Source organism: Enteractinococcus coprophilus (assembly GCF_006716305.1).
In the GTDB taxonomy this organism is placed as follows: domain Bacteria; phylum Actinomycetota; class Actinomycetes; order Actinomycetales; family Micrococcaceae; genus Yaniella; species Yaniella coprophila.
Window position 1 is genome coordinate 696936 of record NZ_VFOU01000001.1, and the last position, 14100, is coordinate 711035.

Genomic DNA, 14100 nt, shown 5'->3' on the forward strand with positions numbered 1-14100 from the left:
GTGTGCCGTGCGTTGTCTATGGAAGAACTACACGCAGTGGGCCCTATTCGTTGCGCCCGCACACCTGTTAACACGAGCAAAGGACCTACCCTTGGCAGAGAACCTCACCGCCGACGTACATGACGTTGTGATCATTGGATCTGGCCCTGCCGGTTACACCGCGGCCATCTACGCTTCCCGAGCGAACCTGGAACCGGTCATGTTCACCAGCTCCGTGCAAGCCGGTGGCGAGCTGATGAACACCACCGACGTGGAGAACTTCCCAGGCTTCCCCGACGGCATTATGGGACCGGAGCTCATGAGCCACTTGGAAGCCCAAGCTCGTAAGTTCGGCACCGACGTCCAGTATGAAGACGTCGTCGAGGTTGACCTCAAAGCAGAGCCAAAACGCATCACACTGGGGGACGGAACCAAGCATTACGCTCGCGCGGTCATCATTGCGACCGGTTCGCAGTATCGCGAACTCGGTATCGAAGGTGAGAGCGCACTCACCGGTAAAGGTGTCTCCTGGTGTGCGACCTGTGACGGGTTCTTCTTCCGCGATATGCCACTTGCTGTGGTCGGTGGGGGAGACTCCGCCATGGAGGAAGCCCTGTTCCTCACCAAGTTCGCCTCGAAGGTCTACGTCATCCACCGCCGTGATGAACTGCGCGCCTCGCAGATCATGGCCGATCGTGCGCTGGCCAATGAGAAGATTGAATTCATCTGGAACTCGACCGTCGAAACCATCAACGGTGAAGATAAAGTTCAATCAGTTGATATACGGAACCTTGAAAGCGGTGACGTCAATACTCTCGATGTTAACGGCGTCTTCATCGCTATCGGTTCGGACCCACGCACGGATCTCGTCAAAGATGTCCTAAAGATCAATGACGAGGATGGGACCATCGTCGTCCAAGAACCATCAACCGCAACGAACATCCCCGGTGTCTTTGCCGCAGGCGATGTCGTCGACGGTAAGTACCGTCAGGCCATCACGGCTGCCGGCATGGGCGCTAAAGCCGCCATTGATGTCGAAGACTACCTCGGCGCTAACCCAGCAGCTGTTAAAAGCCCCCAGCTCCTATCGGAAGGAATTTAATGTCGACCATTGATGTAACAGATCAGGATTTCCAAGAGAAAGTCATCGACTCGGACAAACCGGTCATCGTTGACTTTTGGGCAGAATGGTGCGGCCCTTGCCGCCAACTGTCACCCGTTCTTGAAGAAATGGGCGAGAAGTACTCGGAGAAAGTGACCGTCGCGAAAGTAAATGTCGACGACAACCCCGGGATCGCAGCGCAGTACGGAATCACGAGCATCCCGGCTGTATTCGTCTTCAAGGACGGCGAGAAGGCAGCCACCTCAATCGGCGCAAAGCCACTGCACGTGCTCGAAAAAGAATTCGCTGACTTCCTGAACTAGGAACGAACAGCACTCGCTTCAAGGGTGATGGTCTCTTCGAGACCATCACCCTTTTTCTGTCCCCAACATCATTGAGCCCTCTTATTGGGGATGCGGCAAAGCTAGTATTCAGTGAGTCGTCAACAGAGCGGCCTGCAAGCTTCTCCGTTCTTGCATAGCAACTGACCGGAGACCCGCTTGCCAGGGGAGGGGTGTGTTAAAAAACTTCACGGCATAATGAAAGTCATTATGCCGTGAAGTTCTGGAAGATCAGCAGTTAGGCAGGATCCTCAGGACTAATAACCTTCATGATCCGATTCAGGTCGTCGACTGAAGCAAAATCAATCGCAATGCGACCCTTCTTGGCTCCTAATGTGATTTTCACGGAAGTGTCCAGCAAGTCGGTTAGCGAGGATGCTAATTCGTCGAACTGCCGTGCATTCCGTCGAGCTGAGGTAGGAACCTTCGATGCATCTTCAGAATTCTTCGCCATGAGGTTGGCTAATTCTTCCGTAGACCGTACTGACAGACCCTCATTAATGACGCGCTGCGCGAGCTGAATCATGACCGCTTGATCAGACACCCCGAGAATAGCGCGAGCATGACCTGCTGAGAGAACACCAGCAGCCACCTGGCGTTGGATGGCAGGAGGCAAGTTCATAAGCCGCAAAGTGTTGGAAATGTGGGGTCGAGACCTACCGACGCGCTTGGCTAGAACGTCTTGAGACCAGCCAAAGTCTTGCATGAGTTGCTGGTAAGCTGCGGCTTCTTCGAGTGCGTTGAGCTCACTGCGGTGAATGTTTTCGAGTAGCGCTTCACGCAGCAGATCTTCATCAGCGGTGTCCCGCACGATTGCCGGAATGGTCTTTTTTCCCGCGCGTCTACTTGCTCGCCACCGACGCTCGCCCATGATGAGCTCATACTGCCCCTCAGTACTCGTGGGCCTGACGACCACGGGCTGCAGCACCCCAACTTCGGTGATAGAGGCCACGAGCTCACCCATTGCCTCTTCATCAAATTCCTCACGAGGTTGGCGAGGATTCGGCTGAACGTCATCAAGGGCAATCTCGCGCAGCAGGCTTTCGTCGTGCGACTCCGGCTCAGCAACTGACGGTTCATCGAACGCTGGGAGAGTGGGACGTTCTAAAATTGGATTCGGCATGGAGGCCCGGTTCGCCTTGTTGCGTGCAGGCTGGCGACTGGGGCTCGGGTCATCACCGAAAAACAGATCAGCAGGTCTCCGCTTTTCGCGTGCCGGCTTCATTGAGTCCAAATAACGCGATCCAACGTTCTTTGATGACTGATCTTTTGTTGGTGCAGTGGCAGCAACCGAAGTATCACCGGATGTTGTAGTAGGTGTTTTATCTGCCACTTCTTCAGCAGATTCCTCATCCGTGACCGACGTATCTTGTATAAGGGCACCTAGACCTCGCCCTAACCCCCGACGATTCTTGTTGGGCTGTTGTGTCATGAAGCTCCTCCCGTCCTCCTCGCACACTCGCATGAACAATGATAAGTGTAGCTGCTCTCACGCAACCCCTCCGTTGTTTCACGTGAAACAACGGAGTTTATGCCACCGGAATACACTTCCTGGCCAGTTACGGCCACCTAAATGCACCTATTTCCAGCCAAGGCTGACACTCAATGTACCAGCCTTGGAGTCCAGATGAACGGCCCGTGAGGATCAGATAGGGGCGAGCTACAGTGAAACACAGTGACGCGATAAGTGAGGGGCTGACCACTCGTCCCTCTGAGCAGAAAGCACGGCGTGACTCGCACTCCGGTCCAGACATACTGGAAGCCACACGCGTGCTTTACTGGCTGGCCTCGGACTCAGCGTTTCACGTGAAACGCTGCGTCGACTTTTGCGCTCATAAGCATCCGCGCATCTGGGTAACCGTCGGATCAACGGAAGTGGTCCTGTCACCGGTTTCACGTGAAACATACATGTGTGGCCGCGGAGACCGAGTGCTACTCGTCGCCTTCCCATAACGTCCTGTCATCCTTTAAACCTCGACCGCTCAGTCCATGCGACCAGAGATAGGCAAAGTGAACGCTGAGATGTGCGGGGGTAAGAGCTCGTTTCACGTGAAACGAGCTAGATGTTGGCTCCAAATAAAGACCACCCCGGCTTATCCGGCCTACCCTATCTAAGTAAATCTCGCCCTAATGCGGTGCAAATGATGCCCTACGAACAAGGAGGCGCCGCCTTGAGAACGCTGACGAAGACTGCAGGCAGTGGCGAAGTAGTCTCGAACCTATCTAGGTGTAGATCTGTGACATGACGAAGCCTTCGGTGGGAGTGACGCTTTCGCAGTAAAGATGAGGTCACCTCAGCATGTGGACGCAGGTAGTCCACGAACGATGCAAGCCCCAGAAATAAGCTTCGGCTTAGTGTCAGTCACCTGTTTGAACATCGTCGATACGCCCGACCTTCACCGCTGACCTGAGACTACTTGCGACTGGGCCCGCTAACAGACCTCCGGCCATGGCCGAGTGCAATCCTCGGGCCGGTGATAGGATCCATTGGTTAGTCATCGTCGATTACCCTATAAACCATGAGTGGGCAGCATGCACTGCGCGGATCTGACTAAAGCTCCGGGGGCATGTGGGTCCTCAACGATCAGATCCACAACTGCATCATTCGAAAGGGGTCATCGAAGACGCGACGCTAAGACACTGATGACTCAAGCATTGCCGCACCTGCAGTTTAAGCGGGTGTCGCTGGGTCAATGAAGGTCGCCGTTAGTGCGCATTCGATGTTGCTTCTGATCACTATGAGTACCAAAAAAGCCTGGCGGGATCTCGCTTCGCCAGCCGTAACCGAGTGTCGCACCGGTAGCACAGTGGCTTGTTCCACGGTCTCCTTCCAGAGGACCCAGGTAACGGACCGAGCGAACCTGCCCGAGAGCGTAAGGTACCCAAGGTACTAGTCGATCCATTGCGAGCCCCACCGGCGGATAAAATTTCAGTCGATGACCGTCATTTTTTGCAGAAACAAAACCTATTAAATCAACGCCCGAGTCGGGGGAGAGGGTTGAGCAAGAGCCCTCAACGTCAATACTGCGTGATCATTTCCAGGCAGCCGCCGGTGGGATTCTAGAAGCATTCGGTAGCTGCGTTAATCCTCAGCCCGTCGTCCAGGAACTCGAGGCATAGGAAATCCTGTACCGACGAACACAGATATCGGCTTAACATATCTCTAAGACCGCATTACAGCGTCGTGAGCGTAGACGGAATTCTACCTTTGGGAGAGTAAAAGAGCGCACACATGCCGCTTTACTGGTGCGGGCCTAACCTAAGGCCGACGTCTCTGCGCGAACTGAAGGTCCCGTGCAGTTCACAGTGGAAGACAACATAGCTGACACTGTCGGCAGGATTGTGCCAACCTACGCGAGATTAGTTTCACGTGAAACACCGCCTTGAGACAGCTAATTATTTCTACGCATAGTGCAAGCAACAGCCCAGGTTGTGCGAAGTTCCCAATCCCTGAGGACCCCATTAAGACTCGACGGTGCAACACTTCAACCCCTTATCTTGAGCTGCAACCGCCCTATTTACTAACTTGCAATAGCTCAACGCTCCGACTCAGCCATCGTTGCATCCACCAGAGGACCGAGACCGGTTCTCAAGCCACCAGCCAACACAAGAAAAGAGAAGACTGCTAGCTGACCAAGACGTACTGATTGAAGTAATCGCAGTTGCATCAAAGGCATCTTGGACTGCTGCCCGAGGGAAATGTAGATCTACGGAAATTATCGCGATCCTTCGATTCTCTCCACAACGAAGAGAACATTTGTCTGCGACCACTCATCACCATGCACATGGGTATGAACCGCTTAGCCTCGTCAGTGGCCATGCACCAGGGGGAGGGGAGATGCGCAGAGCGGACCAAGCGCTACACTCTCCAAGCAGGGGTCCGCGACTCTCCGCGTCCACTGTCAATCGGAATCTCACTCATCTCGAAATCTCCTTTGGTCAAAAACGACTGGTATAACCCGGGGAGATATCTCGGCATTACCATGGGGTAACATCGAGCACCGACTGCTGGTGATTCCTCATAGATCAGCATTATAGGAATCAACTCAGATACGTATTCGGTACCAGAAGTTTTCTGAATAATGAGCAACTCGACTTACCCCGCAAGGACATTACTATCAATGACCTTGGTCCACAGCTTTTGCAGGCTCCGTGGCTGCGTGGAACCTTTAACCCAATAAGACACGAAACCTTTGCTCTCAGGCAGGCTCTTGTTGTGGACGGACAAGTGTTGCCAAAGAATTATTCTAATCTGTCAACGGAGAGTGGCTTCCTCGCATGCGCTACTCTGCTTCACGTCCGAAGATGTTCACCTAATGAGAGGATGCTCGCCCGGTGAATGGAATACATCGTGAAACCTGGAACGCCTTATGAACGCTGCGAGCAAGCATAATGAATATTGACGCCTTAGTTGACGGGTACACATTCTTTGCTTTCGCCACGGTTGGACTCAGACCTCTATTCCGTGCCGCAAAGTCTATCAATCCAGCTGGCACCGCATCGGCTACGTCCCTGCACTACGGGAAAGCTAATAGGGGAGTGCCGCTTGCGCTAAAGCATTATGCCAGCACCAGTGCAGAGCATTCTCGTATGACTTCAGGATCCGTGAGGGCTTCGAAAGTACTCTGAACTAGTGGAGCTACCGAACTCTGTGATGCTGACACCCGAAAGCTTTGATCGTCGGCAGACCAGCAGGTGGTGCGCCGACGTTTTAGAGGTGTTTCACGTGAAACACTACGGATTACGGGCCGCATCGAGGGAGCCCAGACGAACTAGGGGCTCAGAGAAGCACCAAGTCAGCAATTTTCATGCATAGTGCTGAGTTTAGGCGTGGTCTATTTTTTAGTGCCGCGTTCGGCGATTTCCATGGCCGCTTCGCGGTAACTGAGCGCACCCGTAGAACTCGGATCATAAGTCAGCACACTTTGCTGATATGACGGAGCCTCCGAGATTCGCACGTTACGCGGGATGATGGATTTGAGCACCTGTTCCGGAAAGAACTCACGGACTTCTTCGGCAACCTGGACTGCGAGGTTCGTGCGGGAGTCATACATGGTCAATAGGATCGTCGACACGTGGAGGTTCGGGTTCAGGTGCTGCTGGATCATATCGATGTTTTTAACCAGCTGTGAGAGCCCTTCGAGCGCATAGTACTCGGTCTGTATCGGGATGAGCACCTCATTAGCGGCCACAAATGCGTTGACAGTCAGGAGTCCCAAGCTCGGAGGGCAGTCAATAAAAATATAATCAATACGCGGCATCGCATTGGCCTCGCGGTGTTCGAAGTACCGCTTCAAGGCGCGCGTGAGTCGTTGCTCCCGGGCCACCAATGATACGAGCTCAATCTCAGCACCGGCAAGGTCAATCGTTGAGGGCGCTACGTAAAGGTTGTCAGTCTCCGGGTTTTCGTAAATGACGTCCTTGAGATCCCAATCCTCAATGAGCACGTTGTATATCGAAGGTGTACCCTGCGGGTGTGGAATATTTAGAGCCGTGGACGCATTGCCCTGAGGGTCCATATCCACGACCAAGACGTTCATACCCGCTCGCGCCATCGCGGTTGCCAGGTTTACAGTGGTGGTCGTTTTCCCTACTCCACCCTTTTGGTTGGAGATCGTGATGATACGGGTCTTATCCGGTTTGGGCATACGCTTGGTCTTGAGCCTTTCACGACGTCTATTTTCAGACTCCAATTGGCGAGCAAGAGGCGTGGATGCAACGATGGAAGACGTCTCTTCCAATCCACGTGAAACGTTATCTTGATCGACCAAGCCAGCCTCCATTACTTTAAATTTGAAGTATATTGTACGTGCTGGTTACGAACCATACGTAAGTCGTGCCACGGTAGTGGGAACTTCTAACAGTTCCTCGCCTACAGTGAGGACTTCAGATTTTTTTGTTTTGAACTTCCGTAAAACTTTCTCAGCCTTTTCAATCTCCGCTGCGGCACTTTGGCCTTTGATGGCAAGCAGTTCTCCTTGCCCGTGGAGTAACGGCACAGTGATTGGCACCAGAGATTTCATCGCCGACACCGCACGGGCGGTCACGATATCTACGTCCACTGTATCGAAGACTTGCTCTGAACGAGCTCGGATAACGTCAACATTGTCGAGACCGAGGTCTTCCACGACCATGTCCAACCAGTCCACGCGGCGCTCTAACGGCTCGATCAATACGAATTGCACATCCGGACGAGCGATAGCCAGGGCTAAGCCGGGAAGGCCCGCCCCGGAGCCCACATCGGCAACGACAGCACCGCGGGGGAGGAGTTCTTGAACGGCAGCGCAGTTCAGAACGTGCCGATCCCACATTCGAGGGATCTCCCGTGGACCGAGCAGGCCCCACTCTATACCCGTGGTGACCAGATGCTCGACGAAACGTTCAGCGACCTCTGTGCGGTCCCCGTAGAGCACTTCCGTGGCATCGACGATCCAGGCTTCCTGTCGATCCAACTGGGCTTCGGCAGGGTCGCTCATGGGGACAGGTTGTTTCTCAGACAAGACTATTCTCCGGCGCTAATCACAACGTGACGGCGTGGACCTTCACCTTCAGATTCAGAATACAGGCCAGCTTCAGCGACGACGTCATGCACGAGTTTACGTTCGTACGGGCTCATGGGTTTCATGTGCTGGGTGCCACCCTCGGACTCGACCTTGGTGATCGCTTCACGAGCGAGCTCGCGCAGCGCGTCAGCACGTTTGACCCGATGACCTGCAATATCGAGGATCAGACGCGACCGCTGGCCGGTGGACGAAAGCACAGCCAGGCGAGTGAGTTCCTGCAGTGCTTCGAGTGTCTTGCCGTCCTCGCCAACGAGGCCTTGGATGCCCTCGTCGTCTTCGGGCGCCAGCACTGACAGATAGGTCCGATTGTTGCGCACCTCGATATCGATGTCACCATCAAGGTCTGCGATATCGAGCAATTCCTCGATGTAATCGGCGGCGTGGTCGCCTTCCGCTTCGATATCCGCGACCTCAAATTCTTCTTCGTCGGTCACGTCTTCAGCGTCATTGTTTTGTTCTTCGTTCATCGTTTCTTCCTCGGTTTTCTCACAGGTTGCTGGCGCTGACCCTTTGGTCTCTCCGCTTTTGCCTCAGCCCGTTCTCTTGCTTCCTCAGCGGCTTTCCCAACAGGTGGCAGGCCTTTGGCAGCGCGACGTTCATTGAGTTCTCGTTCAGCAATCGAGCCGGGGGTCGGGTTACGACGGATAATGAATAGCTGCTGTCCGGTAGCCCAGAAGTTGGTTGCAGTCCAGTAGATCAGAACACCGATTGGGAAGTTGAAACCACCAATCGCAAAGACTAGCGGGAGGGCGTACAGCATGATTTTTTGGGTTTGTGCGAACTGTCCGGTCTGGGCAGCTTCGGACATGTTTTTACCCATGAGGGTCTTCTGCATGTAGAACATGGAGACGACCATCAAGATGATGAGCACAACGGCGACGATGACGACGTTCAGATCAAAGTTGGCGCCGAGGTTTTCACCAAGTACGTCGGACATCTGAGCGCCGGCGAACGTAGAGTTCGAAAACGAATGAATCTCTTCGGCAGACAGTGCCCCGATGGACTCGTTGTCCTGCGCGGCGCCCGAGGCATTCACGAGGACGCGGTAGAGCGCAAAGAAGAACGGCATCTGAACCAGCATGGGCAGACAGGCTGCAAACGGACTGGTCCCGCGGTCCTTGAATAGTTGTTGCTGCTCCATCGCCATCGCCTGGCGAGAGAGTTGATCCTTTTTATTCTTATATTTCTCTTGCAGCTTTTTAATCTCAGGCTGCAGCTCTTGCATGGCACGTTGCGATTTGATCTGTTTGACGAACACCGGGATCAACAGCGTACGGATAAGCACGACCAACAGTACAAGCGCTAGGGTCCAAGTCCACCCGGAATCGGAGTCCATCCCGAGAGCACCGAGCACCGTGTGGAACATGCTCAGTACCCACGAGACCGCCCATGTGAAGGGGAGAAGAATCGTGTCAAAAAATCCCATAGTCTTATTTTTCCTCTTCGGTGGCGTCATCGTCCGGTGGAATCACCGGGTGATTCAGTTCAATAATGAATGGTTGCTTGCCATCCGGCCAAATCCGCTTTCCTGGGGGAACCGGATCAATGCCACCATCTTGCCAAGGATGACAACGCAGCACGCGTAGTCCTGCCATAAGGCTACCCTTAATGGCACCGTGCGTATAAACCGCTTCTAGGCCGTAGGCGGAACACGTCGGAAAGAATTTACAGACGTCCCCATAGGTCGGAGAGATCACTCTTCGATAGGCTCGAAGAAGCCAACCAACCAGGGTCGAGGGCAACGCTCGGATGAAGCCCCATTGCGTCGCGCCTTCTTTCACAATAAATGGAGAAGGCTGCGCTCCAGTGGAAAATTCCGAGTGCTTATCGTTATTGACCACGACGCATAAACTTTCTGAGTGCCCCATGAACCGCGTGGGTTGTCGACTCTTGAAGTTCGTCGAAATCAAGCTGCGCCGAGGCCGGTAAAGCCCTGACGACTAGATCAACTGAACCGCCTGGAAGATCAACCCCAAGGTCGCGATTAAAAAGCTCGGTGACAATGGCACGCAATCGACGTTTGACGCTGTTTCGAGTCACCGCATTGCCTACAGCTTTAGACACAATGAAGCCTGCTCGAGGCGCGTCGTCAGCACTGAATCGAATATTTGCAGATACAACAACGTTCCGATTGCCGAAACGGGAACCGGAACGTTGTGTCTCAAAAAATTGTGCTGCAGTGCGTATGCGTTGGTGTTTCGGTAGCACTCAATCAAGCTCCTGGGCCACCGGCACCGAGCTTCTTTATGCGCTCAGGCGTGCGCGACCCTTGGTGCGACGTGCCGATAGAACTGCACGACCGGCGCGGGTACGCATACGGGAACGGAAACCATGCTTACGGGCACGGCGGCGGTTATTCGGCTGAAAAGTCCGCTTAGACACTGTTATTCTCCACACTCATTCAAACGCGGAAGCGTGCTTGGGAAGTACGTTTCAAACTGCGTTTGCCCAAAAACTTCGGCGATATTCGTTCATTATTTGTTAATGTCCTACCGGTCGCAGCCACAAAATGGGCACGCTTCGCCCCGCGTAAGACTTCCCTAGTCTAAGAACAGTGACCGCTTAGGTCAAATCCGCACTCACGTTCGATTACCCGAATACGCTTACTGTGTATAAGCTGTGCATAACTATCTCTTGCCTGTGGAAATTAAGGCTAGGGTTGGGGAAGGCTCATATTCGGAACTGCGGGAACATGCGGCTGCAGTCCGAAATATATGGTCTATAAGTGATGCGTAAATAGTGCGGTGATGACGAGAGGAACTCAGAGTCAGTGCGGGACCGATGAGGTGGGGTTTAAAAGATGGGTGTCAGTGAATCGATTATCAACTCGTGGCAGCGAGTTGTTGATACTGTCCGCGCCTCAGGTGACATCGGACCTAGTCAAATGGGGTTTTTAGATCTGGCTCGGCCGCAGGGACTCATCGCGAACACCCTGCTATTAGCCGTTCCAAATGAGATGACTCGGGACATTCTAGAGAACCAGCTGCAAGAACATCTTGCACGAGCACTCACTCAAATCTTTGGGACAGAGATCAATTGCGCTTACTCCATTGACACGAATATGCATGCTTTTGCACCCGAGATTCCGAGTTCTCCACTGCGATCCACACCCGAGCCCGCCCCTGTGGACAATGTTGTGAATATCTCCGAGGCTGCCCACGATAGAGCCGATAGATTTCAGTCCGATGAGCCCCTGTTAGATGAGCTTTTTTCCTCGAGGACCAATCCCGCCGCCACTCCCAGTGGTGGATTGCAACAAAATATTTCGCCAAGTTCAGGTGAACGGTCACGCCTGAATGAGCATTACCATTTCGACAACTTCATTACCGGTTCGTCTAACCGTTTCGCACACGCCGCCGCCTATGCCGTAGCCGAATCTCCCGCCAAGTCATATAACCCGCTGTTTATCTACGGAGAATCTGGACTCGGCAAAACTCACCTATTACACGCTATCGGGCATTACGCTCAAGAACTCTTCCCTGGACTTCGCGTGCGTTACGTCAATTCAGAAGAATTCACCAATGACTTCATTAACTCGATTCGTCACGACGAAGGCGCATCCTTCAAGCAGATCTATCGCAACGTTGACATTCTGCTCATTGATGACATCCAGTTCATGGCGAATAAAGAAGCCACGGTCGAAGAGTTCTTCCACACGTTCAACGCGCTGTATAACAACAACAAACAAGTCGTCATCACCTCGGACTTGCCGCCCAAGCAGTTATCTGGATTCGAAGAGCGCCTGCGTTCTCGCTTCGAATGGGGACTGACCACCGATATTCAGCCGCCTGATCTTGAGACTCGTATCGCGATCTTGGCAAAAAAGGCCGATGCAGAAGGGATCACTGTTCCCGCCGATGCATTGGAATATATTGCCTCGCGCATCGATACGAATATTCGCGAACTTGAAGGCGCCCTCACCCGTGTGACTGCTTATGCCTCGTTGAATAATGAGCCCATCAACCTCGATCAGGCCCAGTACATTCTCAAGGATCTGATCACCGACGACGACGCTCAAGAAATTACGTCGGATCTGATTATGGATGAGACCGCCAATTACTTCGGTTTCTCTATCGCCGATCTCCAATCCAAATCTCGTACACGCACTCTGGTGACCGCACGCCAAATTGCGATGTATCTTTTGCGTGAGCTCACCGAAATGTCACTACCGCGCATTGGCGCAGAGTTCGGCGGACGCGACCACACCACCGTGATGCACGCAGATCGAAAGATTCGAGATTTGATGAGCCAACGTCATGCGATATACAACCAGGTCACCGAGCTGACCAACAAGATTAAGCAGCGCGCACGGAATATCTAGAGATATTACGCACTCGTTGTTGAATCAGACAATAAGGGTTTAACAGGCGGTTAAACCCGGATACCTTCAAGTTAAGGTTGAGGGCTAGTCCACATACCCCCAGTACCCCTATTTCCGCTCGTGCTTGCTGAAACAGCGCTCCGCAGTAAACCGGGGTCCACGGTAATCCACAGGTTTCCACAGACTTATCCACACTGAAGATTAACTCCATTATCCACGTTGTGGATAAGCCTGTGGATTCTTAAGGGATAAGTGGAATAGAGTTGCGGATAACTCTATTAATCGGTGGAATTACAACGATGTAACGAGTTTGGTCCTGCACAGCTTGCCCACAAGCGAATCGAGCGCCCTGCACTTTAATCTCCACAGCAAATTCGTTATAGGGGTGCGGATGCACAGGCTTTTCCACAGTATCCACACCACCTACTATTACCCCTATTCCTTTAAACACCTCTAAATAACGATGGGCTGACCATTTTGAACTCGACTCACTGAAAAAGAGGTTTTCTCGTTTGCACCAAATAACCCCGAAAGACACCACTTGTGTCGCATGCGTCCCTAAAGCGCGCTAAGCTAACTAGCGCACCTCTATAAATTCAGGTGCCAACGTATTATCAACGGCAATTTGCATTGCAAGCACTCAACGGGAAGGCAGACTCTTCGTGAAGTTCACAATCGGACGGGATGTTCTAACTGACGCTGTCACTTGGACCGCACGTTCTCTGTCACCTCGACCACCCGTTCCGGTTCTGCGTGGTTTGCTCATCACCGCTGAAGATAATCTCGTTTCGATCGCAAGCTTTGACTACGAAACCTCGGCCCAACTTGATGTTGAAGCTCATATTGATACCGAAGGCCAGATCCTGGTCGAAGGCCGCATGCTCAGCGACATCGTCAAATCGCTGCCGAACGCTCCGGTCACCATCGAATTAGCTGAATCTCGCGTCATCGTGACCTGTCAGAATTCCACATTTACCCTGGCCACCATGCCGGTTGAAGAATATCCGGCACTGCCGGCCATGCCAGAAGTCGCCGGCACCATCAACGGCTCAGTATTTTCAGAAGCCATTGCGCAGGTCACCGCCGCTGCTTCCAAAGACGACACGCTCCCGATTTTGACTGCAGTCAAAATCGAAATTGAAGGTGACACCATCACCTTCCTAGCAACTGACCGCTATCGTCTGGCCATGAAAGAAATCACCTGGACGCCGCATGATCCATCGATCTCGACCTCGGTGCTGGTGAAATCTCGCACCCTGACCGAAGTGGCCCGCTCTCTCGGTGGCGGTGGAGAAATTGAATTTCGCCTCTCGTCTGAAGAGGATTCAACAGAACTAATTGGCTTCTCCTCCGGTGGACGCCGGACCACCAGCTTGCTGGTTGATGGCGAATATCCGAAGATTCGTTCGCTTTTCCCAGAAGAATCAAATATTTATGCAACTGTTGATACCGGGCAGCTCGTGGAAGCTGTCAAACGTGTCGCGCTGGTTGCTGAGCGCAACACATCCTTGCTGATGTCCTTTACCGATGGTGAAGTCTCACTGTCAGCCGGGCAGGGCGACGACGCCTCAGCAACTGAATCTGTACCAGTGCAGTTGGACGGCGAAGACATTACCGTAGCCTTCAACCCCTCGTACCTCTCGGACGGCCTGAACGTCATCGGCGGTGGCTACACCCGTTTCGCATTCACCAGCGCACCAAAACCGGCACTCCTGACGGGTAAAAAAGAACTCGAAGGCCCGCAGAATGACGACTACCGGTACTTGGTCATGCCGATCCGCATTCCAAACTAAC

12 protein-coding genes are annotated in these 14100 nt (G+C 53.2%); 4 read left to right on the plus strand and 8 right to left on the minus strand.

Features of this window, described 5'->3' with window-relative positions; genetic code table 11:
- Positions 1–91 precede the first annotated feature (91 nt).
- Together trxB and trxA are read left to right on the plus strand one after the other, a co-directional pair.
- The gene (gene trxB / locus FB556_RS03225) at positions 92–1081 is read left to right on the plus strand and encodes a thioredoxin-disulfide reductase (protein ID WP_246057179.1); all 990 of its coding nucleotides are present in this window, start codon (positions 92–94) and stop codon (positions 1079–1081) included.
- Positions 1081–1404 (plus strand): thioredoxin, encoded by a 324-nt coding sequence (gene trxA / locus FB556_RS03230; RefSeq protein WP_141864673.1) that lies wholly within the window; start codon positions 1081–1083, stop codon positions 1402–1404. Before trxB ends, trxA begins: the two co-directional genes overlap by 1 nt.
- Before the next feature lie 256 nt (positions 1405–1660).
- Here trxA and FB556_RS03235 read toward each other — a convergent pair whose 3' ends face one another.
- The 8 genes from FB556_RS03235 to rpmH form a co-directional block, all read right to left on the minus strand.
- On the minus strand, positions 1661–2854 hold the full coding sequence (locus tag FB556_RS03235) for a ParB/RepB/Spo0J family partition protein (RefSeq protein ID WP_141864675.1): 1194 nt from the start codon (positions 2852–2854) through the stop codon (positions 1661–1663).
- A 3403-nt stretch (positions 2855–6257) separates the two neighbouring features.
- Positions 6258–7205, minus strand: coding sequence for a ParA family protein (locus FB556_RS03240; RefSeq protein ID WP_141864677.1), 948 nt, complete (start codon positions 7203–7205; stop codon positions 6258–6260).
- 33 nt (positions 7206–7238) lie between these two features.
- A complete protein-coding gene (gene rsmG / locus FB556_RS03245; RefSeq protein ID WP_141864679.1) occupies positions 7239–7898 on the minus strand; it encodes a 16S rRNA (guanine(527)-N(7))-methyltransferase RsmG in 660 nt (219 codons plus the stop codon).
- Positions 7899–7924: 26 nt separating this feature from the next.
- Positions 7925–8452 carry a Jag family protein gene (locus FB556_RS03250; protein WP_141864681.1) on the minus strand — a complete coding sequence of 176 codons (528 nt, stop codon included), beginning with the start codon at positions 8450–8452 and terminating at the stop codon, positions 7925–7927.
- Positions 8449–9411 (minus strand): membrane protein insertase YidC, encoded by a 963-nt coding sequence (gene yidC / locus FB556_RS03255; RefSeq protein ID WP_141864683.1) that lies wholly within the window; start codon positions 9409–9411, stop codon positions 8449–8451. The genes FB556_RS03250 and yidC overlap by 4 nt, the downstream gene beginning before the upstream one ends.
- 4 nt (positions 9412–9415) lie before the next feature.
- Complete coding sequence (gene yidD, locus FB556_RS03260; RefSeq protein WP_246057180.1) at positions 9416–9826, minus strand: membrane protein insertion efficiency factor YidD; 411 nt, start codon at positions 9824–9826, stop codon at positions 9416–9418.
- Positions 9816–10193 (minus strand): ribonuclease P protein component, encoded by a 378-nt coding sequence (gene rnpA, locus FB556_RS03265; RefSeq protein WP_141864686.1) that lies wholly within the window; start codon positions 10191–10193, stop codon positions 9816–9818. Before rnpA ends, yidD begins: the two co-directional genes overlap by 11 nt.
- 36 nt (positions 10194–10229) lie before the next feature.
- Positions 10230–10367 (minus strand): 50S ribosomal protein L34, encoded by a 138-nt coding sequence (gene rpmH, locus FB556_RS03270; RefSeq protein WP_141864688.1) that lies wholly within the window; start codon positions 10365–10367, stop codon positions 10230–10232.
- Positions 10368–10785: 418 nt separating this feature from the next.
- On the opposite strand from rpmH, the gene dnaA reads away from it, so the two are divergent.
- Entirely contained in the window at positions 10786–12306 is a 1521-nt protein-coding gene (gene dnaA / locus FB556_RS03275; RefSeq protein WP_141864690.1) for a chromosomal replication initiator protein DnaA, read from the plus strand.
- A 662-nt stretch (positions 12307–12968) separates the two neighbouring features.
- Positions 12969–14099: a DNA polymerase III subunit beta gene (gene dnaN / locus FB556_RS03280; protein ID WP_141864691.1), complete on the plus strand. Its 1131-nt coding sequence runs from the start codon at positions 12969–12971 to the stop codon at positions 14097–14099.
- Position 14100: the final 1 nt, after the last annotated feature.

What these genes read in the sequence shown, in the direction of transcription:
- trxA (WP_141864673.1), top strand. Translation starts at nt 1,081, where the DNA reads ATGTCGACCATTGATGTAACAGATCAGGATTTCCAAGAGAAAGTCATC.
- FB556_RS03235 (WP_141864675.1), bottom strand. Translation starts at nt 2,854, where the DNA reads ATGACACAACAGCCCAACAAGAATCGTCGGGGGTTAGGGCGAGGTCTA.
- FB556_RS03240 (WP_141864677.1), bottom strand. Translation starts at nt 7,205, where the DNA reads ATGGAGGCTGGCTTGGTCGATCAAGATAACGTTTCACGTGGATTGGAA.
- rsmG (WP_141864679.1), bottom strand. Translation starts at nt 7,898, where the DNA reads ATGAGCGACCCTGCCGAAGCCCAGTTGGATCGACAGGAAGCCTGGATC.
- FB556_RS03250 (WP_141864681.1), bottom strand. Translation starts at nt 8,452, where the DNA reads ATGAACGAAGAACAAAACAATGACGCTGAAGACGTGACCGACGAAGAA.
- yidC (WP_141864683.1), bottom strand. Translation starts at nt 9,411, where the DNA reads ATGGGATTTTTTGACACGATTCTTCTCCCCTTCACATGGGCGGTCTCG.
- dnaA (WP_141864690.1), top strand. Translation starts at nt 10,786, where the DNA reads ATGGGTGTCAGTGAATCGATTATCAACTCGTGGCAGCGAGTTGTTGAT.